Consider the following 23,741-nt stretch of genomic DNA (forward strand, 5'->3'; position numbering starts at 1 on the left):
GATGTTATCTTTTTACCATCTACCGCCAGCTCCACCACCACCCGATGAGCCGCCACCAAAACTTCCACTTGAGGAACTACCTCCCCCGGAAGAGCCACTCGATGAACTACCGCCCGAGGAACTGCTGCTACTTCTCACCTTCTTGGGAATGGTATAAGTATCGATGACTACGCGATAACTGCAATTCTCACAATCATCAACTTTTTCACCTTTTCCAGTCTTGCTATAGGTTGCAGCAATAATCGTATGCCGCTTCCCTTTTCGCAGGGTAAAAAAATGGCAGTGCGGACATTCCTTAAAACTAGATTTAATATCCCAAGGTATAAGCGTAATCTTCTTCGTTCGAAGATTTTCCCAAATTTCATAGCTTCGAGATTTGATACTTTCTTCCTTCAAATTTCCTTTACTAAGATAGGTCTTGATTTCCTTCTCCGACAGATCCCGATTGACACGCTGCCAATCTCTAGAATTATCTGGTGGTACAAATCGCTTTCTATCTTTTGCTTTTCTTGATATGATACCGACTAAATCAAACCAAGCTAGCGGTGATAAGATCATAGGAATAAATGTGAATGTCAGAAACTTATTGATAGCTTTTGCCCTTTCCTCTGTATCAGTATAGCTCTTACTAATGCTCGTGCGGGTATAGGTTATTTTCATTGCCAGAATGATTCCCCCCAGTACGAATACAAAATAAGGTAAGTGCTTTTTTTGATATATGAACTCTAGGTTATTGAAGACGAAAGCAAATAAAAAAACCGTAAGAAACATTAAAATTCCCATACATCCCAATCCTGCAAATATGGGGACATAAGGATATTTTTTGTTCGGTTTCTTGATGAGTCTGGATGAAACAAAGTGAACCACTAAATAGAAGAAAGCGAACATCCCCAATACTAATAGGGAATTCTTAAAATACACATTTCGAAAGCTCCAAAACGGCGTTGCTTCCGGTAAACGGGCTTCCAGCTCTGCTCTGATATCAGGCGACATAAGAACCTCGCTGATGAAAGTAGCGGCATCCAGCACCCCTTGATCGTAGTCCCCGACTTGAAATTTAGGTACCAGATACTTTTCGCCAATTCGCTTTAAATAAGCGTCTGGCATCACTGACTCCATACCATAACCGGCTATGAAACGATACTCTCGACGATCGATCGCTAGAAACAAAAGCAGGCCATTGTCCGCGTCTTTCTTTCCAATCCCCCATTTGTTGAATAGGTCTAGGGCAAATTGAAAGTCACTATCGCCTTCGTAATCATTAACAACAGCAATGGCAAACTCAGCGCCGGTCAGCGAATCAATAAGCTTGGACATGCGATCAAGTTTGAAAACCGTTTCTGTGGACAGAATAGCATTCGGATTCGTCACGTAGAAATCTTGTCCCTGTTTCTTCGGACTGGGTAGACTTTCTACGGTAAAACGTTCAGCAGCGATTTGTCGCGGCTCTTCAAATACCTCAGGTCCAGAAACAAGTTGAGCCGGTGCAAATAAGGGCCAGCAAAACTGCATCAAGAGCAAGACGAATAATACGAGATTCTTGTTTCTAATAGATAGCATATAAGATTAAATATCTATACTAAAACTACTCATTAATAATGATACTTTTCATCTAAGTTATAATGATATTTTTTGCGAATAAAGGTTACTCTTATTCTGTCATGTTCTCTTCGATAACTGTAAATACTTAGTTACCAACATAATCTTAACCTCGTCTTTACAGTCTAATAACACAAATAATAGATTGTGGTCTATTATTTGACTTAAAGGAAGTATGATGACAAAACTATTAAAGGTAATTATCTTATTGATCGTTGTGGTTGGATTAGGATGGTTCATTTGGCAAATCAGTAAACCCAAAACGAATACGGTAAGCAACCATCAAGTTCTACTAGAACGCATAGAATCCATGGGCAAGTTGGAATTGGTGAAATATCGCCTATCGGATGTCGTAGAGCATAAGGTGATCTCACAATTTCTTCCAGATGCTAGTGTGTTGCTTATAATCAAGGCTGACGCTGTTGGTTGCGTGGATTTAAGCAAACTGAAGTCGGACGACGTTGAAGTTTTGGAGGACTCTGTCCATATAACACTACCCAATCCAGAAATATGTTACGTAAAGATTGATCATAGAGAGTCGAAAGTTTATGATACGAAGATGGCATTTTTCAGGGAAGCGAATATGGTAGACGAAGCATTCAAAGCGGCAGAAAACGAAATTACGAAACAAGTGAAAAAATCGGATATTCTTGAGCAAACCAAGAAAAATGCAGTCGATATATTCAAACCCCTTATGGAAGGATTAGGATATAAGAAGTACAGCATCGGATTTGAATAACATACGCTACGAAAAATAAGAATATGAAAAGGGATGTCTTCAAGAACTATGATATCATTGCTGATTGGTTCTCAACAAATCGAAGTAAAGATTTAATGGAAAAACCCTATTTAGATCGCTTGATTGAGCATATCCCTACGAATTCACGCATTTTAGACCTTGGTTGTGGAACTGGCGAGCCCATATACGGATACTTCAAGGAAAAAGGTTATTCACTATGCGGAGCAGATGCAAGCAGCGCTATGCTTGCAATCGCGCGAAGGAACTTTCCGGATGGAGATTTTATTCATCAGGATATGCGTGATCTTGATCTAGATGAAAAATTTGACGCCATTATCGCATGGCATAGCTTCTTTCATCTCGCACAGCATGAGCAACGCGACATGTTTCCACTATTTAAAAAGCATCTTAAAACAAAGGGCATATTGCTATTCACGAGTGGTCCCGACGAAGGGGAAGCCTGGGGAATGAATAACGGCCAAAACCTTTATCATGCCTCTTTGTGCAAACAAGAATATAATTCTTTACTCAAAGAGCAAAGTTTCTCGGTCATTCAGCATGTGGTAGCAGATCCAAATTGTGGCGGTGCAACCATATGGTTATGCCAACTGAAGGAGGATTAAGCATCTTTGTATTTAATCCTCTTCATATCTGGAAGAAAATAAGCCACAATCCCCAAAAGAGGCAAATAGGAACATACCAAATAGATACTTTCCAAGGAAGTTTTATCAGCAAACCATCCTAAAATCGCAGCCCCTAGGCCTCCCATTCCAAATGCGAAGCCATAGAACAACCCGGAAACCATTCCGATTTTCTTCGGGAGCAGTTCCTGCGCATATACGAGGATGGATGGAAATGCCGATGCCATGATTAAGCCTATTACCGAAACCAAAATACCGGTCCACATTTCATTTGCATAAGGAAGCATCAAGGTAAAAGGTGCACATCCTAATACGGATAACCAAATTATATATTTACGACCAATAAGGTCGCCTAAGAAGCCTCCAAATAGCGTACCGACCGCAATCGCGATAAGGAAGTAGAAAAGATAAACTTGAGCCGCAATCTCCGAAATAGCAAATTTATCCATCATGTAGAATTGCAGATAGCTCGTTATGCTCGCTACATATACATACTTGGAAAATATCAATAAAAGTAAAACCACGATAGACATCACAATTTTAGTCTGCGATAGGTCTGGAAGCTTGATCTGCTTCTTGGCTTGTGTTCTAGCATACTCTAAGACTTTGACATACCATCTTGCGATGTAGCTTAAAATTAATTGGGCAATTAACACGACGACGATAAACCATAGTATATTCCGCTGACCTGCCGGGATGACGAACCAAGCCAATAACAATGGCGCTAATGCAGTTCCTGTATTTCCACCTATCTGAAATATAGATTGAGCTAAACTACGCTTACCACCTGATGATAAGTATGCTACACGAGAAGATTCGGGATGAAAGATGGACGACCCTATGCCGACCATTGTCACTGCGAACAGTACCGCGTAATAACTGTTGGCGAAGGACAAAGCGATAATCCCCACGAAGGAAAACATCATGGCAATAATTTGCGAATATGGCTTCGGATGCTTATCTGTATACATACCCACAATAGGCTGTAATAAAGAGGATGCCAATTGAAAGCAGAAAGTTATAATCCCAATTTGAGCGAAGTTCAAATGGAAATTATCTTTCAACAAAGGATATGAGGCCGGGATTACGGCTTGTATTAAATCGTTGGATAAGTGCGCCAAACAAATGGCAATCAAGATAGGATAAGAAGTCTTATTCGGATCGTAAGCGGTAGTTGTTTTAAGCATGTTTCTTCCTTTAACTCAAATTTCTGCAACGAGAAATCATAAACTAAGTTCGACGTCGACAAATGTAGCAGATATATTGAATTAAACGAATTAATATGCTGTCTTTAACCCCGCAAGTCAACGATTTAGACGCAGGTATTACATTCTACTTTAAGAAAGCTATTTAAGAAAACCTCTATTTTAGTATTTCTTTAGATTAGATTGGTAAAATAGAGGCTAATATCAGCTAATGCTATAAACCTTGAGACGCTAAGTAATTTCCTAAGGCGTTTAAGTCAGTATCTTTCAGAATAACTTTCTTATCCTTATCCAATAGATAAATTGTCGGAGAAGCTTTTAGATCATACAGCCCTTTATTCAGAACCTCCTGCCTTTCATCCACCCCATTGATCCAGTTTGAAGGAATGTTTGCAGCATAGTCATTCCATATTTCTAAATTACCCTCGGGATAGATAGCAAGGATCTGCATGTGTTTATTAGCAATCATTTGATTGATTGACTCCTGTTCTTTCAATACGCCTATTACTTGCTCACAATTGCTACAGCCCGGTTCATAAAACATAAGCAATATTAATGGGTTTTCAAGGTCGTGCAGCTTATTGATTGCCTTTTCTTTCGTTTGATAAATAAAATCTGTTGCTGTTGAACCCACTTTGTTCTTACGTGCAAGATCTAACAATATCCTATAACGCGTTTTCTCGTCCGCTGAGACCTTATCAGAGCTTGTATAATATTCGAGTACAGGTTCGTAATACGAGTCACTACGCATCGGCGAATTAGGGTCATAGAGATAGCTATCTAATTTCTTTTTGAAGAAGTCGAATCCTTTTTGTTCCTGCTTCGCTTGATCTAAGAAATCTGTAATTCCTTCCTTCAACTGTGATGGGGAAACAGCTGGGAAAATAGCAAGGTAATTCACGAAGGCTTGCTCAGCGTATTCAGAGTCGATTATCTTCGCCGTGTCGCTAAAATTGAAATTATCCCAATAGTGATTAAACAAATAATTGAGTTGCTCTTCCTTACTCGTTAAGTTAGAAGGTACTTGAGGAGGCTTGTACTCAGTCGATGAGTTATTTTCTGTATTTACGGCCGTATTGGACTTCTTCTCCTGATTACAGGATAACAAAATTCCAGCAATTGAGACGACACATAAGAGTAGTATTGTTTTCGGGTTTTTCATATTCGAATAAAAGCAAAGTGCGCTATAGTTTTTGAATGATAGTAAAGATAAAAATAGTCTTGTTCCAAAAAGAGTACCAAGACTATAGAATTAGATAAATGTAGTAGAATACTTATCCATATGTTTACCACAATTTCAAATTTATTCCCAGCAATGCAGCAAGGGTTACATCGAAGTCTCGTCCGCCATATTCCCCATCAAAACCATCTCCATGTATGTTTCCGCGCAAATCCAGGTGGATATCTAAATGATCATTCAACCTAAATGTTTGTAAGATTCCCATTCCGGGGCTTAAACAAGTGGCTTTAGCATGGTCCAATCCGACGATAAGCCCTATCGAAGCAAATGGGATAAAGTTATAGGTCCGATTATAGTTATAGCCATGTAAATCATTTGACACATTTATTAACAGGTCAGCATTCGTACTGAATATTTTAGTCGCTGGTGCAACAGTCGTTGTTTTGGGTCGAATATCTTTCCGGTAGACAGGCTTCTATTTTGTGTCAAACCCTTATATTCTACACCTCCTATGTTCAGCCGTAAACCAAAACTATCATTAAACCACTTAGCAGCGAAGATTTCGAACTTTGGACTAAACCGTTCTTCAATTTCGAGTTGCTTATCATGATCGCCAAAATAAATTGCAGCACCAGAGCTGAGACCGACAAACCAATAATCTTGAATGTTACTGAATCGTAAATTTCTGTATGTTGGTTTCTTTGGAGGCTCACTAGGATCGATGAACGTTTTTGATTGCGAAGTATGGCAAACACAAATTGCCAAGAGGGAAAAGAAGAACTTTTTCATGTAAAGAGAATCGGTAATTATTAAATTATTAGCTATGGGCATGTTACTTCTAAATTCGAGTTCGTAGCTCGCTAGAATATCAATCGTAAAAAACTATGTGGGGCACGTTATGTCTAAACAAATCTCTAAAGTTAATTTTAATAAATTCAAAGGTAATTTATTATCGCTATTAATTCGCGTATTAAATCAGAAATCACATTAAATTAACCTTGAGCGCATCATTATTACATGGAAAAGAAACGGATACAGATGTGCAACGCGGTTTGCAATGAAATAATAATCGTTGTATCGAAAAGGTTAGGCTTTACCAGAGAAGGGACAAAGCACAATATCAGACTTTCATTATCCTTATCAAACCCATACTATACCCAATTCAAAAGGGCTTTGATATGGTTTTATATTGGGTTTACATTGGGTTTGAATTGGGTTTGAGTGGTATTTGTCCTTTAGTTAGATGGACAATAAGACAGTAAGATTTTAAACCATTAGACAATTAGAGCAATGCTGGCCGATGATCTGTTGTTTTGCGCCTATATGAGACGCTACGAAAGTAAAGAAGCCGTCTTTTTGAGACAGCTTCTTTTACGTTTATACAGAAAAATTAATCTATGCTTTTTTGAATAGTTTATCGAAGAAACCACGTTTCTTCTTCACATCATAGCCATAGCCATAACCGTAGCCATAGCCGTAACCATAGCCATAGCCATAGCCATAAGATCTTGGATCTTCTTTGACACCATTAAGAACTACTGCCATGTTTTTGAGCTTTTTATTCTCGTATACTTTCTCGATAGTCGGTAACTGGCGGCGATCTAAGTTACCCGAGCGGATAACGAAAACCGTCATATCGGCCACACGGTTCGAAATATACGCATCCGCCACAATTTCAATAGGCACGCTATCAATAACGACATAGTCGTATCTTTCTTTTAATTGCTCAACAAGGGAATCCAGTCTCTTCGTCAGTAGTAATTCTACAGGATTAGGTGCAGGCACGCCAATCGGGATTAAGTCGATATCAAAACCTTCCACTAGATTCGTTTTGTAGGTAATATCATCCAAAGTCACGACCGAGTTTGCAAGGAAGTGAGTGACACCTTTCGTTACTGGAAGGTTGAACTTGGAACTCAACGTACCTTTACGGATATCTAAGTCTAAGATGGCTACTCGCTTGTTCAGGAACGCCAAAGTTGCCGAAAGATTTAAAGCGGAGAAGGTTTTACCAGCACCGATTCTAGACGACGAAAACATAATAACCTTATTGTTTTCATCATCCGGATTCATGAAGCTGATATTCGTTCTTAAAATTCGGAAAGCTTCTGTCAGAGGATCTCGACCATTTTCTTGGACTTTGACGTCGGTTTTTGTTCGCTTGTCCACCATCAAAGGTATCTCAGCTAAAAAAGGAATGGAAAGGTTGTTTTCAAGATCCGCTCTGCTTCGCACTTTTGAGTCTAGCATCAGCATCATCAGTAAAATAAATGTTGGTAGCATTAGCCCTATTCCCATACCTAAAGCTAATTTCCTAAATTTGCTCGGCGCTATAGGCGCATCGGAACCTGCTGCTGGGTCTATTATCCGCATGTTATTCTCGGTCATCGCCTTGTTAAGCGCATTTTCTTCACGCTTATTCAATAAGAACAAGTATAATTCCTCCTTAACCTTTTGCTGACGCTCAACGGACAACATCGTTCGCTCCTTTTGCGGCGTCTCCATTACTTTCCCTGTTAATCGAGTATACTCTCTATTAACATTCCCAAGCTTTATTCTTAGTCCCTCGGTTGCGTTGTCAACAGCACGATTAATATTTGAACGCATTGAATTTAATTCCCTATTTAATTCGATTACAATAGGATTTTCAATGCTACTTCCTTCCTCCAATCTATTTTTCTTGAGCAAAAGCGTATTATACTCATTAATTTGCGTTTCAATATTCGCGTCGACCAACCCTGTATTGTTTGGAATCAAATCCTTTTCTCTCTCTGCAGTACGCATATAGTCGCGCATCATTTGAGCAAGTTTGATATCTGTCTCGATTTTCTGCTTTTCATTTTGAAATTGGCGGCTCTCGTTAAGATACATTTCTCCAGAAGTTGCTAAATCGATTCCTTGATTGTTCGTCTTAAGTCTCTCAATATTCGACTCAACTGAGTCCAGATCCTTTTCAATTAATGTCAATCGTCTTTGGATAAAATCTGCCGTATTTCGTGCGATTTGATTTTTATCGTCGATCGTTATGCCATTATAAACTTCAATTAGTTTTGTAATCACTTCATCAGCTCTTTTAGAAGAACCATCTTGAATACTAATTTCTAGCAAGGACGCATCGTCCTGCATTTGGTTTATTGTAAGGTTGCCTAAAAAGTAACCTGCAGTCGCATTAACGCTGTTTTTAGAAATTTTAATTTGAGTACCAAAAAAATACTCTGTATAATTTTCATTAGCGAAGAGTGTTAACCTCCCGACCGGAGTTTCTACCTCTGTATTGAATTTTACAGTTATATTTTTGGATGTACGGTCAAATCCTGATAATTCTACCGTGTTTTGATCAATACCTGTTACGTAGAACGTATGAGTATCATCGTGGCGATCATTTTTGAATTTAACTAGAATTGGAGAGTCCTTATAAAGTTCGACATCGCGTAAGCCCCTTCTCTCGACATAACTAATGTTGGCATCCAATTCGGCAACGGTTTGTCTCATTAACTCTTTCGATTTTAGCTGCAATATCTCGCTTGCAACACTAACTGTGTTATAATACATTGACGACCGAGTCACTCTACTCGATGCAGGTGTATTTTCAGGAGTTTTGATCATTACTGTTTCACTTCTCTTGTAAACGAAAGGTGAAATACTATACTGATAATAAAAGAACGCTGTAGAAACCAATATTGATAACAAATACCATTTCCAATAGTGTTGAAGGTAATTGAGGACATCAACTATGTTTATCGTTTTTGAATCGCTCGTCGGAACAAAACTCTTATTTTTTGTATTCATTATTATCGCTTACTTAATTAAATTAAACGCAGTCAACACCACTGTGACTATTCCTAATCCTACCGAAACAAATCTCCATGTTCGATCTTCTTTCGGTGTAGTTTCAGTATCTCTCGGCTCCACAAAAACAAGGTCATTTTGCTTTAAATAATACGCTGGAGATTCAAAAATATCTTGCTTTTCAATATCTGCAATCAGCTTAATGCGTTTTCCGTCCTGTTCCCTTATGACTACAATCCGATCAGCTGCTGCATTCCTTGTAAGTCCTCCAGCTCGTGTAATCGCTTCAATTAAAGTAATTCTCGCATCTGGAACATCAAGAACTCCTTTTGCAGCAACTTCTCCCATAACGCTAACCTTGATGTTTGTTAATTCAACTTTTACTATTGGATCATTAATATATTTCTCATCCATTAAACGAGATTTTATTGAGTTCTTAACCTGTTCAACCGATTTCCCTTCTACAGCGATTGTACCAAGTATCGGAAACTCAATATTGCCATTTTGGTCAACTAAATAGCCTGCAGTTCTATTTATCGAAGTTCCTTTCGAAACAACTTCGCCTCCTCTACCTACTGAGTATCCTAGCATATCATCGTTAAATGGTGCTGCTAATTCCGGATTCTTCGCACTAATGTTTATGCTTAGTCTATCATTTTTCTGTACAGTGAGGGGTTGGATTGGACTTAATGGAATTTCAGTCGATTCGGGCATATCCTTTACGTATATAATCTTTTGACCAACGGAGCAGGCTGTTAGGAAGGTGGTTAATACCATTACAATAAATAACAAATTTTTATTCATTTCTATAGGATTAATATTTATTTATACTTTCATAATTTAATTTCGCCGCATCTTCATTCGGCAAACATTCTAAGTATCCAACATTTACTTTCGTTATTATGTTTTCAATCACATTTATCATCGTTGAAAAAATCTCTTTATTCCAACGTAGTGCAGTAAAACTCGGCAATAAGGTCATTAAAGCATCCTTTCCCAGCATATCAGTAAATTTATTGAATGGAGCTTGTTTTAATCGGACAATTGCACGCAATTTAGCTTTCTTATTTACATAACATGCTGTCTTTCCGCTCCATGGAGTGCCGAATATATAAGCATCTCCTCCCTCCGTAATTTTAACTGCAGGATTATCATCATTTAAAAGTTGATAAGCGTCAATATGATTTAACCACAAGCGGCTGTGAGTACTCTTTCCTGTGCCACTTTTTCCTAGGAAAGCGATAGCACCTGCATCGTTATACACTACGGATGAATGAATCAATGCGGTATTAAAACGGAGCGAAGCCTGTCCAAATGCAACCATGATGAGCCAACTAAGTGCTGATGACCCTACTAGGTTATTTCTATTAAAATAAATGTTGTTTTGAATAAACGTTTTCTCACTCTCCATCTTCCACACCTTTCCGTTCTTATTCTCAACCTCATCAATAATGGTTAAGTAGGAGTCCGCAGATTCCATAAATTTGAAGTTATCTCCCCAAACGATCGAAATATCGCTTAAAAGCTTAAAATCATCTTTACTTTCATTAAAAGATTGTTCAATGAGTTCAAAATGAATTAATGGGAGATTACTATCAATGTCAGCAGTAACGAAATTTTTAAAACTGTTCAGTTCACCCTGAAATGAAAGGTCCTCACTATGACGGATCACAATACCAATATCAGCTACAACAAATTTTAATTCTTTCATTTTATCCAATCTGCATTTAGTGTTTCGTCCAAAACTTCTAATTTTTATTGCATATAAATAACGTGTTCACATCGATTAGCCAATGCTAAATCGTGCGTCACATAAATAACTATTTTATCTTTTCCTGCTATCATCAACCGATCTAGCAGTATCGCCGTGGTCTTCGTATCCAAGGCAGATGTCACTTCATCAAATAACCAAATTTTGCAATCGCGCGTTAAAGCACGCGCAAGGGCGATTCGCTGTGCTTGGCCTTCTGACAAACCATATCCAGACTCGCCAACATAGGTATCTAGGCCATCTGGTAATTCATACACGAATTCTGCACAGGCAAGATAGATGGCATCCCTTAGCCGCTGTTCCGTTGTGCTATTATGAATCAAAAGATTTTCTCTAATTGTTCCTGAGAAAAGTTTATCACCTTGAGGTACATAGGCAATATTAATCCTGTGACGGGTTGATAGAGGGATTTGCTTTCCACTTTCATGAAGCCATATGGCCCCACTATCGGGTTTAACTAAGGATAATAATAGACGAATCAGCGTGGTTTTCCCTTTTCCGCTAGAACCGATTATCGCTGTCGGCACACCAGATTTAACTTCCATATTAAAATCATCGACGATCAAATTATCTTCATAACGAAAGGATAAAGATTCGATAGCGATTGAGTCTATTGAATTTAATAGTTCCGGCTTTTCCTCTTCCTCTAAATCCGTCAACAACAGTTCATCTATCCGATCCACAGCCGTTCTAAATTTAATAAACTGTGGAACGAAACTCATCATTCCTAAAACCGGACTTTGTATCCGTCCCACCAGTTGAAGGAAGGCAGTCATCATACCGAAGGATATCTCGTTCTCGAGTAGTTTATAAATCCCCCAAACAAAGGTTAACAAAAATCCAAAGTTGACGGACGCTTTTAAAATGCCTTGAGAAAGGATGGAAAAATTAAGCAAATTTGATCTTAAATCATAAATATCCTTTTGCGATTCGACTACTTTATTCCATCTTGTCGACTGCATACCGAGTGCGCGAATAGACATTCTTAATCGCAAGTTCTCTTGAACGACCTGAGAGAAGTAACTCTCCATCCTTTTAAGGTTAGCGTTCAAAGATCGTAGTCTCTTAAAATACAATTTCGAGAATACCAGCAATGGCGAAATTGCAAGAATAATAAACGCAAGCATAGGATCCATCGACCAGAGGACAAAGAAAGAGGCCAATAGGCGAACAAAAGTCAGAATGAACACTATAAAAGTATTTCCGATCATTTGAACGACCTCGTTGCTATCTGCATTGATTCTTAGTTGAATATCTCCAGAGTGCCATTTCTTAATAAACTTCCAGGTAGAAAGCATCTGCGTATTTATTAATCTATTCTGGAGTGATATAAGCATTTCCACTCTCGTTTTCTCATTTAACCAATTGGAGTAGCTTTTTAAGATTAAGCCAATCAAAACCGCTGAAATAGCTAATACGATTATACTTTTAACATTCTCGCGGTCGCCAACAATCGCCAGATCGATGGCTTGTTTTGACAGCAAAATAAAGTACAACGAGGATGCTATGACGATCAACTCCAGGATAAAATAAAGGAACAATCTTCCTTTATACCCATCAGCTAATCGCCAGGCCCATTTCATTTGATATTGTAAACTCGCTTGCATTAATTTACGAGCTAAATCGGGAATAGAAATGTACAATCGGGAATGATACCGCTTCTTGCGGTGCGACTTTGATGTATTTCATTAGATTGGAAAAGATTCTAGATTTGCTTTCGGCACGCTTCCCAGTCTTATTTTCAGCTTCCTTATATTCTTCGTTATGGAAACCAAAATTTCCTGCATTGAGGATATCGCTCAACATCCAGTTATAATCTGCTTTTCTATTTAGTTCGAATGGAAGTACATTTTCAGATAAACCAAATTTATCAACGAGAATTAAGTGAAGAAGATTAATCCATTTTAGTACGCCAATTTTCCTATAAAGCGAGTAAAGAGCTTTCTTATCATATGCGTTCTCTAAGCTAACATAAGCCCTCGCGGAATCACATAATTGTCTCATTCCAATTCCGAAAGACAATAGGTGCTTTAATATATGGAGATTTATCTGAACCAAATTTGATAAAGGTGAAGGCCTGTATACCTCTGTATTGTTTACTATAAACATGGACTTATTTTCCGACTCTGATTCTTCTATTTTTCTGAAATAATGGCGAATTAATGGGTTATGAATATCGAACATTCTTTGATGAATTTCGGTTTCACAATTTTTCCACATAAAACTCGCACTGAAGCCGGGCGTTTCATCAATTCTGAATCCATTTTTTTCTAAGATATTCTTTGCTCTTAAAAAAGTAGCATCATCAGCAAAATACCAATCTATATCTCCCGAAACACGCCGTTTAGGATTGATATAACACTGCGCTAATCCTTGACCTTTAAGTAGAATTGGTGATATCCCCGCTGACTTAAAGAAGTCGACTTGATCTAACAAGATATTATTCATCCAATCGTTTCTTTGTTCAATTTTCTCAGTCCGTACTAACCAGTTAATTAGAATTTCCTTTGGTGGCTGCAGTTCAAGATCAAGCTTTTGTATTCCATCAAAAACAATCCCGTCCACCGTATGATTTATTGAAAACAAATAAAGCGTGGTCCACTCTTGTTTGGAAAGAGGGAAGTTATCTTGATAGGTTATTGGAGAATTCCATAATCCACTACGCAATAACTCATAAAAGGCGTATAAGATTCTGCTTTCGATCATTTAATCAATATTATTCAACGATCAAACCGCCCTTTTTTAAATCATCTATAAATTGTTGTGCATCGTTGCGGGCAACCTCTGCATCACAGTCGAAAGTCTCCAATAATAGCTCAATAATGAAGTCTATTGAAAATTGTTTACTTTCTAGATTTTCCCATAAAAAAACCGCGGTTTCATTTAAAGTAAAGACTTTGGAAAGATCTACCATTTCTTGTCCTGGATCGACAATAATGTGTTCCCCTCCAATGTTTCTTAACTTTAAATCTTCTCTTAACTTCATGTAAATTACATATTATATTAGAAATTAACGAACAAACGTTTTAACTTGGACTTTACAGTTTCTCACGAACTATTTAGTTCTAAATAGACCTAAGACAGTGTTTCAGTAGATGAATAGACAAAACAAGTAAATTCGAACAGCAAACTTACTTATACCTTGTAATTCGATAAAATCTGATTATATATTTGTAAACTTTTATCTACCATGTTATCCAATGTGAAAAGTGATTGATATCTGTTCAAACTTCCTAAGGATAACCGTTCATAATATTCGTCATTAGATAGTATCAATTGAATGGCATTTGCGATCGCAGATGCGTCCTCAATTGGAACAGTTAGTCCCGAAATTTCGTTCTGATTCACCCAGCTTACACCGGAATTTGGAATATTGGTCGATACAATAGGCTTTCCACTTGCCATTGCTTCTAATTGTACAATCCCAAATGCCTCTGTTTTTAATATAGAGCTCATACAAAACAGATCAGATGCCTTGAAATAATCCGGGACCTCTTCGTCTGATAGGAAGCCAAGTAGCTCTACTTTTTGTGTTAAATTGTGATCTTGGATAAGCTGAGTAAGATCATCATGCAATGGACCTTTCCCGCCAATTAGAACGACGTAATCATCACTTAAATAATCCGCTGCCTTTATTAAATATTCGAAGCCCTTATATTCCACCAGTCTACCCAATGAAAATACTATTTTCTTTCCAGCATAACGTTCTTTAATTCGATTGACGTTAGTACTATCTGATTGTATTGGAGGAATACCAATTGGAATATAATCGATCTTGTGTTGATATTTTTGTAAAAACGGTGATTGTTCTACATATACTGGAGTTGTGCCGACAATAACATCTGCTCGTTTAATGAGCCAGGATTGCAAAGGGCTATAAAGCCTTAACAGCGTCTTCTGCTTTAGAATATCACTGTGCCAATGCAGCACTACTTTTCCTTTGTAACCCGAAAGGAATAAAGCCAATGAAGCCATAGGGTCCGGATGGTGAACATGAATTATATCGTACTTCTTCGCTATTTTCCTCAAACGACTTATCATTCCAGGAGCTAGTTTTGTTGCTGCCAAACTGAGTTTAGTCGGGATGACGAACAATTTAGCAAACGTATTCAATTCTATGGTGCCGCCCTCATGATCTTCGGTCGTTGCACAAAGCATATCACATGCGACTCCTCTTTGTGAAAGTCCAAGAGTCATATCATACATCACCTTTTCGACTCCTCCCCTGATGGGATAAAACTTACCAACCTGCAGTATTTTCATCGTTTGTCTATATTTTCGCGAATAAGCGATTAAAAAATGTTGCTGAAATAATTGTAAGGATAAGCACCGATAATGCAAATAGATATTCCGAATTGAAGTAAATAGTTTGCCCCCGCAATAAAAATATCCACATTCCATGAATTAGGTATAATTCGTAAGAGATTTTCCCCAGAAATTCTAATATCTTATTTTTCAACTTTACAAATTGCATTAAGTGGAAAATCATTAGCGGTATGATGATATAAGCGAAGGCAAAGAGCAATTCATTACCTGATTTAACGATTCCAGCTAATAATAAACAGCATAGAGGAATAAAAAAAATACTCCAAAATTTTCCTTTTGTATAAGGATAAATCTTTTTTTCGACAAATAAACCTAATACCAATCCAGTTGGAAATGCAAGAGAACTTACCCACCATTCACGTCCGAAACCTTTCATGTATGTATAAATCATTAAGGAAAACGTAATAACGAACATGAGAGTAGTTTTAGCGTTAATATTTAAAGCTTTGAGGGAAAAAACAAGGAAAAAGGCAAGGTAGAAAATGATAATACAATAAGAAAACCAAGAAAAGGGCAGAATAGTTATTCCATTGTCGATCAAGTTGCTAAATATATTCTCCGGAATCAGTCCGGTATCCAGATAGAGTAGGAAAATATATAATGCAGAAAGAGTGATTAGTGGTATCAGTACATTCGGAAGCCTTTTGCGGAGAAACCCATTAAGATAGCTATCTCGTTTTTTTAGATAGGACAGCATCAATCCATAACCCGAAATCAGAAAGAAGACCGAAACTATCGGAGCACCCCACGAATCGAAGACCGACAAAAATTTTACTTGAGCAATATTCGTTAAATGATAGAGGATAATTAGCACACTCATTATCCCTTTAAGTCCTTGTGTTTTACTTTGATCAAAGGACGAATACTGAAATCCAAGCTTATTAGCTATTAATGAAAAGCAGTACAAACAGAAGACTACAAATAGAAACGATATCATATACCTTTTTACGCTAGTAACTTCAAGAACAAATCATTCCAATTGTTTACAAAAGGTTGCTCCATATTAATCTTCTTGACTTCAGTGAATTCATCAGTTCTCTTTTTAACGACATCTAGCATCAATGTGGCTAATTCATGGGCTGAATTGGGGTCGAAATACCTTACGTACTGACTTCCGGCCGCGGTTTCCTTCGCATATGGCAAATCCGACAAAAGCATCATTTTATTAAATATAGAAAACTCCGTTATTGGTAATCCCCAAGTCTCAACTTTTGAAGGAAACACAAGACAATCACTTTGAGCATATTGATGAAAAAGTTCCTTCCGGTCAACAAACCCTATCCAGTGCAAGCTCTTCACGTGTCCCCATTTTCGAAATAACCATTTGGAGTAAGAATTTTCTTCACCGTTTAAAGTGATATTCACTTGAAATTCCTCCGCAGTCATCTCTTCAAGTATCGCTGTAGCAGCACAAAGGCATTCGAAATTCTTGTGTGTATTGGGTGATGCGGGGTAAATGAACTTAGTTTTATTGGATGTCAAATCTTCGAAATGATTAACTTCTTCTAATTGGGGGAGGTTTGGTAAAGCAATAATAATACGTTTCTCGCTTAATTTGAACATTCGAACAAATTCATTTCTTATCCATGCTTGCTGAACGATGACGTAGTCATTATCGGAAATCCCTTTCTTGTAAATATACTTTGAAAAGAGTGAGAACAGCACAATCTTAGGCGCAAAAGCAAGCTCCTTCCACTTCCATTTGTGAAATGGAAATGGGTTATGACAATACACTGCTTTTCGTTCCGCAACGACATTCGGTGTCGTATCATGCAGAGATAGCCACAGATGTACTGGACCTATTTCTTTAGAGATACGATTGAGCGAGACGTATTCGAACCACAGCCTATTAACCCACCTTTTCTTTGGCCATTGGTTTTCAATATAAGTTATATTTGGATAGTAGGCTAATTCTTTATCATAGACAATAGCAATGATCTCATATTCATTATTTTTTGATATTTCACTTAAATAACTTAGGCAATCTCGCAATATTGTTAAAGTGCCGCCTACATTCAAATTAACGGCTGATACAACTATTTTTTTCATCAATTATTCAGTCTTAACGCAATATTCATTAAAACGCATTTTACCAAACTCTAAATCCTTAATATCGTAAATGAATGCAAATAGACCTAAGAGCGGCGATTTATTAAACCATCGAACAATGTCGTCCATTCAGACATTATTTTTTCCATCTTAAATTCATTGGACATTTCTTTAGCTTTCTTCCCCATTTCTATCCTCAATTCAGGATTGTTAATTAACTCATTAATCCGCTTAACCATCATTGATTCATCACCTTCTTCAATTAGAAATCCATTCTCTCCATCTTTAATAATATCTCGAGGGCCACATTTACAGGCAAATGCTACTAAAGGAACTCCACAAGTTTGTGCTTCAATTAACACCATCCCAAAACCTTCATACCGAGAGGTCATCACAATCATGGAACTTTTCAATAGCTCCGTCTCTATATTCTTAACGGCACTGTGAATTTTTACAATGTCCCCCAAGCCTGAATGGATAATCTGAGTCAAAAGATCATTCTTTAAAGGGCCATCGCCGAAGATATCCAATCTCCATTCAGGATTATCCCTATTAACCTCACTCCAAATCTTTATTAGATTATCAAATCCTTTTTGATAATCTAATCTACCTATTGCAATCGCACGCTTGCCCTTCAACTGAGCAACTTCTGAAGTCTCAAAACTATTTGCATTCGGAATAACGTTGACATTGTCCACTCCCGTCCAATAGTGTCGATCCTCTTCAGTCAAAACAACAAACTGATCATACCGTTTGGCGAGCTTAAGATCTTTAGAAGACCGGTATTTATCAATCAAACCTATCAATCCGCTTCGGTCATATTGTAATTTCTTGAACCTAGAGAAATGAATCTCCAATAATTTCTTACTACCGTCATTAATTTTCGACAGGAATGATACATCCTGATCGAACATTGAAATTACAATGTCAGCCTTTAACTCAGCCAATAGTTTCTCAAGTCGGCGCTTGTGTCTGCTTTGTTTACCAACATAGCTTATTATCTTATTAAGAAGCTTTGAATCCACTTCTTCAAAGTAATTTATACCTAAATCAAAAAACTTAATTCTATTATCAAAATGAAAAAAGGGCAATCGTTCTGCTTGATCAGTCGTTATCACTATCACTTCATGTCCCATAGCAGCCAAATAATTGGCTTTGTTTGCTAAGACACGTTCCATACCGCCAGAGTTATGTACTGCTGCAATACAGTAGACAATCTTCATCTTATTCTCTAATTTTGTTGTCATCTAAAAAATAAAATAATGCGTAGATCAAAAATATGTCTGTCGAAACTTTTAGCCATATTATAAAGCCCAATGCCAATAACAGGATAAAAAATAGATTGAGATTGTTAAATCTTCGTGAAAAAATTAATGCATTTGCAACGAAAAACACCGAAAAAGTAAAAAGTCCCAATAGACCTGAGTAGAAAATAAATCGACAATAGCCAATATCCGTTCCTACTGCATGCCAATTGGAAAACGTAGCTTTCCCGATAATCCATGTTTTATAATCGTTTAAATCAGGCCAAATCCACATTTCTGAATTTAGGCGGTCAGTCGATCCAGTCGTCCATTCACCTTGCTCTATCCAATTGAAGAATCCTTCAAAACCGAATCGAAATTGATCTTTAAAAATATCGTTGGTATTATATAAATATGTGGTGACTAATACTAAACCCACACTCAAAAGAACGATATTTCCCCAACTAGCGATTGAATCCCTTTTTATTCCATGTCTGAATAAATCAGTGGTGAGTAATAAATAAGCAGCGCCTAAAACAACTCCAACAATCGTTGTTCGTGAAATCATGTTCCCGATGACCAAAATGATAATTAGAGATATCCAATAGAAATAGACTAAAAATATCTTGTTGTCATTATTTATTTCATTTCTCAGAAGAACAGTTAGACCAAGAATCACAATAGAAAACCGTGTGCCAGCCACGTCAATTGCGGCACCAATGCCGTAAAGCCGATCTACTTCATTCAAAAACTCTGTATTTGCTACCGTAGCTTGGGAGATGTAGGAATCAATAAAACTCTTTAATGCAGGAATATTGTCCATAGCGATAGCAATAACACATTGCATCACGCAGACTGCTATTAAATAGTTAAACAACAGTTTAAAATCTACATATTCATGCGCAGTTTTCAAAAGCGCAATACAGCCATAAGCTCCTAAAATCCAAGTTGAAAACGAAACCCAATAATTAGCATATGCAAAATCTATTGAGTTGTTTAGATCAGCGGAAATATATCCTATAACACTATACACGGCTGCTATTCCTGCAACAGCTAGCAAATCTTTATCGAACTCAAAGGACCTAGTTGTCATCAACTTATGAATCAATATAAAAATCCCCAATACTGCTAACAATATTTTGGTATTAATTGATTCTGGAAGAAAGGTAAAACTAAATGGAAAAAAATAACAGCTAGTAACAATTCCCAAAAAAATCGTCATAAGTATACTAACCGTGTCTTTTTTTGAGGATAGTTCTATTTCATTATAATTAACGGTAGACGAATCCATATATAAATTTAATAATTATAAAATAATGCAACTTCACCAACCAAAATTGAGCATTTAAAGCTGCAAGTTGAACTAACTTTATGCGCCATCCGAATGCCTTATTCGCTTTTATATAAACATTACTTTCAGAAAACACCGTTTTCCAATATGCATATTTGTTAACCTCTGAACCAATTAATAAAGGTAATTTCACATTAAGCTTGAAAAAATGTACTTGCCGTGAATATTCACCATCCGGAAAACGAGTTTCAATATATTCAATTACGTTTTTTGTATTTTCGACTACTTGTAAAAACTTCTCTTCACTAAATTGTTTGGTATACGCATTTGGATTTAATTGAACATAATGATAGAATGCACCTGGAACATATCCAATTGAACGCGCATGGCAAAATACCTTTATCATCGTCATATCCTCTCCCATTGGCTTTCCATCTGGAAAAAGTATGTTATTCTCTAAATATATAGAACGCTTAACTAGTTTATTCCATACGTTGAATCTAAGGCTTCCGTTTAAGAAAGCATCGATACATTCCTTAGGGTCGATAAATGATGGTTGCTTCATATATCTCTCATTTTTTCTAAACGAAAGGAACCAATCCGAATAAACAATGTCTAGGTCTTTCGAAATAGCCGATTCTACCATTTTCTCTACCATATCATTCTCTATCCAATCATCGCTGTCGATATGCAGGACATAAATTCCACTGGCATTTTTCAACCCGGTATTCCTAGCTGATGGCAAGCCTTGATTCACCTCATGTTTTATGAAGACTGTAGAGTTTGTACGATTAGGATATTCGTTCAAAAGCTGCTTTGCAAGCTCAATACTTCTATCCTGTGTAGCATCGTCAATAATAATGATTTCAAGCGCATCGTATGTTTGATTTAAAACCGAAGTCAAACATTTCGAAATAAAACGCTCTACACCATAAACAGGGATAATAATTGAGACTAAGGGTTGCTCCATAGAAGTTCTGATTAAGCTTTTGAAAATAAACTGTTTTTTATGCGCTTTAAAAAAATCCAACTCCCCACAACCAGCCAACATTTCCTATCGGCAGCTTTTCCTACAAATCTCAAATGTTTTGGCAGTTTATCATAATTCGAAATATCTTTATTCGACTCAGGATATATCTCACGCCACTTTTTAAAAGAAGCCCGATCTGTCTGATATAGTAATGTTTGTTTTGCTGCCAATTTTAATATTGGAATTTCGTTTTCATAGTTCGATAAAACGCCTTCATCGGAAAGAAAAGTTATAATCGACTTGCTATTCGCTAAAATATCGGACAATTGTTTGTCATTTCTAATTTTAACCAACGACGAGTCATTGTACTGAACATAGTGATAAAATGCCTCAGATAAATAAACAACCTTTTTAGAAAAATGAAAAAGCTGCACATTCGTTAATAAATCCTCCCAAACATCTTGTCTGGATGGAAATAAAACATTGTTATAGATAAATAAGTCTCTCCTGAACATCTTATTCCATAAACTCCCAAAAAATTGTTCAGTGAGCAGGCCTTTGATACACTCAATAGCGTCCTCTGCGTAGTTTTGACTCACACGTACTTCTGAATCTTTATTCGATAAATAGAAATCGGTCCAAACGATATCAGCCTCTTCCTTGATCATCTTGTCCAATACGACTTCAGCCATTCTTAGCTCCACCCAGTCATCAGCATCACAAAATGTAACATATTTCCCGCTCGCATATGTCAGGCCGACATTCCTACTTTCTGAAGAGCCTAAATTTCTTGGATTAGTCAGTATTAATGTATCCTCATTCCGCTCTGGATATGCCAATAACACTTCCCTTAATACCTCTATGCTTTTATCCCCTCCTTTATCGTCAATGAAGATAAATTGTATACCGCTCAACGATTGACTAAACAGCGAATGAGCACATTTTGATATAAAACGTTCTACTCTGAAGACTGGAACAATGATTGATAGCAAATAATCTTTTTTCATTTTCTCGTCTTAAAATAACGCAATAGAATTTTTATCCTTTTCGTAAGTGACAAACGGTCATATTCATCAAACTTATCGTGATAAAATTCATAATAATATTCTAGATCAAAATATACAGACTTTCTATAATACTCCCACCATATATCAAAATGCAAACACCATGTATCCCATGGCTTTGGCCCATTATAATGTATAATACCGTAATTGATAGCATAATCGGCATCCTCCTTAGAGTAGAATTTCTGATTTGGATCTTTCAGAATCTCCGAAGTAGTACCAACAATACAAAAACTAGGAGGTAGTAATTTTATCTTTCCTTTGCACGCAATGTTGATAACGTCCATATCTTGATATTTCCAGTTAGCCTTAGATAATTCAATAAATTTTTCAGTAAGTCCGTCTTCTCTTATCGCTTTGGAGTTAAGAATAATATTGCCGGCAGCTATATAGTCAGCCGATGTCGTATTAAGTTTTTGATTTAAATAGGGCTCTATGTCCGAGTAGGGAGTCGATACTCCGGCAACATAGTATCCTTCTAAATCTGTCGCTTTAAAAATCCCAGAAAGATCATCCCTAAAAATTACATCTACATCATGGTACATGATTTTGTCATATTCTGGAACCAAATCTGCAATTAAAAGTCTGTAGTAAGTTGCTTGAGTAATCCCTCGTATTTGAAAACCGTCCTTGAACGCCTCGCCTACATTAACGTAGCGAATGGAAAAATCAGCATATTGTAAAAACAACTTTTCGAGCATTCCGGAGCTTGGAAACTTTGCTTTAGAATCATGCAGTACAATGATATCATAGTAGGTGCTTTCTGCAGCGTGAAATAGTAACGAACTAATACAAACGCCTGCCTGCATAACTAAGTTATCATCAAAACAAAATACAATAGGTGTAATATTTTCGACTCCATATTCAAAATTATTTTCTCAAGATTTTCTTAATCAAAATCCAGAACTTTGGAAAAAACCAAGCTTCCTTATTAATTTTATTCGCGATAAACTTATAATGAAGTGGCAAATCAGTCTGATTTATATATTGGTTACTTTCCGGAAATATGTCTCTCCATTGTTTAAAATCTTCGATGGATTTGCCTTTAACCAATAGATTCTTTTTGCTGACCAATTTAAGGATCATTACTAATTCTACTAACTCATTTAGTTCCTTTTCGTGTAGAAAAAGTTCAACTGCCTTAATGTTTTCAAACCATTCATAATTAATCTTGAGAACATTGGTATTAGTTAAGCTAATAGAATTCTCTCTATATTGAACATAAAAATATAGCGCTCTGTCTACGTACCGAACAGTTTTAGCGTAGAAAAAAAGTTGTACACAGACTCTCAGATCTTCCGACATATTCTGCCCTGCTGGAAACTGAACGTTGTTGGCCGTAAATAAGCTTCGCAGAATCAATTTATTGCACATCCCTCCAAACAATTCACCTCTCAACAGGCCCTCTATACAATTTCGCGGTTTCTCAATTAAATCCTGTCTAACAATTGACCTCTCATCCTTAAATACATTGACATAGTCACACCATACAATTTCTGCTCTTTCAAGTTCTGCTTTCTCAAACATGATCTTAAGCATATCGCATTCAATAAAATCGTCAGGATCGATAGAGGCAATATATTTTCCTGAAGAAGCGAGCAATCCAACATTTCTGGTATAGGCTACCCCCTTATTCTCATTATTTTGCAGAATCTTAACCTCTATAGTGTCTGGAATCTGAATTGCCCCGAGTATTCCATTCAGTTTCTCCAAACTATTATCTGTACTACAATCGTCAATAAAAATCAATTCTATTCCTTTTAAAGTTTGAGACATCAAGCTATTAACGGATTGCTCGAGATAATCCTCGACGTTGTAAACAGGAATCGTTACACTGACCTTATATTGTTTTGTAAGCATTGAACTTTAAAAA

At 36.9% G+C, this 23,741-nt stretch carries 22 protein-coding genes; 2 read left to right on the forward strand and 20 right to left on the reverse strand.

Annotated features, from left to right (window positions below; genetic code table 11):
* Positions 1-12: 12 nt before the first annotated feature.
* A complete protein-coding gene (locus DSM08_RS10295) occupies positions 13-1,560 on the reverse strand; it encodes a TPM domain-containing protein (protein ID WP_149526070.1) in 1,548 nt (515 codons plus the stop codon).
* Between the two features lie 214 nt (positions 1,561-1,774).
* On the opposite strand from DSM08_RS10295, the gene DSM08_RS10300 reads away from it, so the two are divergent.
* Together DSM08_RS10300 and DSM08_RS10305 are read left to right on the forward strand one after the other, a co-directional pair.
* The gene (locus DSM08_RS10300) at positions 1,775-2,338 is read left to right on the forward strand and encodes a DUF4230 domain-containing protein (RefSeq protein ID WP_246172214.1); all 564 of its coding nucleotides are present in this window, start codon (positions 1,775-1,777) and stop codon (positions 2,336-2,338) included.
* A 23-nt stretch (positions 2,339-2,361) separates the two neighbouring features.
* Positions 2,362-2,961 (forward strand): class I SAM-dependent DNA methyltransferase, encoded by a 600-nt coding sequence (locus tag DSM08_RS10305; RefSeq protein ID WP_149526071.1) that lies wholly within the window; start codon positions 2,362-2,364, stop codon positions 2,959-2,961.
* Here DSM08_RS10305 and DSM08_RS10310 read toward each other — a convergent pair.
* From DSM08_RS10310 to DSM08_RS10400, 19 genes are all read right to left on the reverse strand, one after another.
* Positions 2,958-4,166, reverse strand: a complete 1,209-nt coding sequence (locus DSM08_RS10310) for an MFS transporter (protein WP_149526072.1) — start codon at positions 4,164-4,166, stop codon at positions 2,958-2,960. The genes DSM08_RS10305 and DSM08_RS10310 overlap by 4 nt on opposite strands.
* Positions 4,167-4,398: 232 nt before the next feature.
* Complete coding sequence (locus DSM08_RS10315) at positions 4,399-5,346, reverse strand: DUF5106 domain-containing protein (RefSeq protein WP_149526073.1); 948 nt, start codon at positions 5,344-5,346, stop codon at positions 4,399-4,401.
* Positions 5,347-5,470: 124 nt separating this feature from the next.
* Positions 5,471-5,746 (reverse strand): hypothetical protein, encoded by a 276-nt coding sequence (locus DSM08_RS10320; protein WP_149526074.1) that lies wholly within the window; start codon positions 5,744-5,746, stop codon positions 5,471-5,473.
* A gap of 5 nt (positions 5,747-5,751) precedes the next feature.
* Entirely contained in the window at positions 5,752-6,153 is a 402-nt protein-coding gene (locus DSM08_RS10325; protein ID WP_187773836.1) for a hypothetical protein, read from the reverse strand.
* Between the two features lie 606 nt (positions 6,154-6,759).
* Positions 6,760-9,153, reverse strand: a complete 2,394-nt coding sequence (locus DSM08_RS10330) for a GumC family protein (RefSeq protein ID WP_149526076.1) — start codon at positions 9,151-9,153, stop codon at positions 6,760-6,762.
* Between the two features lie 9 nt (positions 9,154-9,162).
* Positions 9,163-9,957, reverse strand: coding sequence for a polysaccharide biosynthesis/export family protein (locus tag DSM08_RS10335; RefSeq protein WP_223110799.1), 795 nt, complete (start codon positions 9,955-9,957; stop codon positions 9,163-9,165).
* Positions 9,958-9,967: 10 nt separating this feature from the next.
* A complete protein-coding gene (locus DSM08_RS10340; protein WP_149526077.1) occupies positions 9,968-10,864 on the reverse strand; it encodes a hypothetical protein in 897 nt (298 codons plus the stop codon).
* Positions 10,865-10,908: 44 nt separating this feature from the next.
* Complete coding sequence (locus tag DSM08_RS10345; protein WP_149526078.1) at positions 10,909-12,531, reverse strand: ABC transporter ATP-binding protein; 1,623 nt, start codon at positions 12,529-12,531, stop codon at positions 10,909-10,911.
* A gap of 4 nt (positions 12,532-12,535) precedes the next feature.
* Entirely contained in the window at positions 12,536-13,591 is a 1,056-nt protein-coding gene (locus tag DSM08_RS10350; protein ID WP_223110800.1) for a nucleotidyltransferase domain-containing protein, read from the reverse strand.
* A gap of 49 nt (positions 13,592-13,640) precedes the next feature.
* The gene (locus DSM08_RS10355; RefSeq protein WP_149526080.1) at positions 13,641-13,910 is read right to left on the reverse strand and encodes a PqqD family protein; all 270 of its coding nucleotides are present in this window, start codon (positions 13,908-13,910) and stop codon (positions 13,641-13,643) included.
* Positions 13,911-14,059: 149 nt separating this feature from the next.
* Positions 14,060-15,187, reverse strand: coding sequence for a glycosyltransferase (locus DSM08_RS10360; RefSeq protein WP_149526081.1), 1,128 nt, complete (start codon positions 15,185-15,187; stop codon positions 14,060-14,062).
* 7 nt (positions 15,188-15,194) lie between these two features.
* A complete protein-coding gene (locus tag DSM08_RS19450) occupies positions 15,195-16,187 on the reverse strand; it encodes an acyltransferase family protein (protein WP_149526082.1) in 993 nt (330 codons plus the stop codon).
* An 8-nt stretch (positions 16,188-16,195) separates the two neighbouring features.
* Positions 16,196-17,299: a glycosyltransferase gene (locus DSM08_RS10370; protein WP_149526083.1), complete on the reverse strand. Its 1,104-nt coding sequence runs from the start codon at positions 17,297-17,299 to the stop codon at positions 16,196-16,198.
* A gap of 86 nt (positions 17,300-17,385) precedes the next feature.
* Entirely contained in the window at positions 17,386-18,522 is a 1,137-nt protein-coding gene (locus DSM08_RS10375; protein WP_149526084.1) for a glycosyltransferase family 4 protein, read from the reverse strand.
* Between the two features lies 1 nt (position 18,523).
* Positions 18,524-19,765: a hypothetical protein gene (locus tag DSM08_RS10380; RefSeq protein WP_187773838.1), complete on the reverse strand. Its 1,242-nt coding sequence runs from the start codon at positions 19,763-19,765 to the stop codon at positions 18,524-18,526.
* Positions 19,766-19,814: 49 nt separating this feature from the next.
* Positions 19,815-20,804, reverse strand: a complete 990-nt coding sequence (locus tag DSM08_RS10385) for a glycosyltransferase family 2 protein (RefSeq protein ID WP_187773839.1) — start codon at positions 20,802-20,804, stop codon at positions 19,815-19,817.
* Positions 20,805-20,815: 11 nt separating this feature from the next.
* Entirely contained in the window at positions 20,816-21,811 is a 996-nt protein-coding gene (locus DSM08_RS10390) for a glycosyltransferase family 2 protein (RefSeq protein WP_149526087.1), read from the reverse strand.
* Entirely contained in the window at positions 21,808-22,716 is a 909-nt protein-coding gene (locus DSM08_RS10395; RefSeq protein ID WP_317131800.1) for a glycosyltransferase family 8 protein, read from the reverse strand. Before DSM08_RS10395 ends, DSM08_RS10390 begins: the two co-directional genes overlap by 4 nt.
* A 22-nt stretch (positions 22,717-22,738) precedes the next feature.
* Entirely contained in the window at positions 22,739-23,728 is a 990-nt protein-coding gene (locus tag DSM08_RS10400; RefSeq protein ID WP_149526089.1) for a glycosyltransferase family 2 protein, read from the reverse strand.
* Positions 23,729-23,741 lie beyond the last annotated feature (13 nt).

This window comes from Sphingobacterium hotanense, assembly GCF_008274825.1.
GTDB lineage: Bacteria > Bacteroidota > Bacteroidia > Sphingobacteriales > Sphingobacteriaceae > Sphingobacterium > Sphingobacterium hotanense.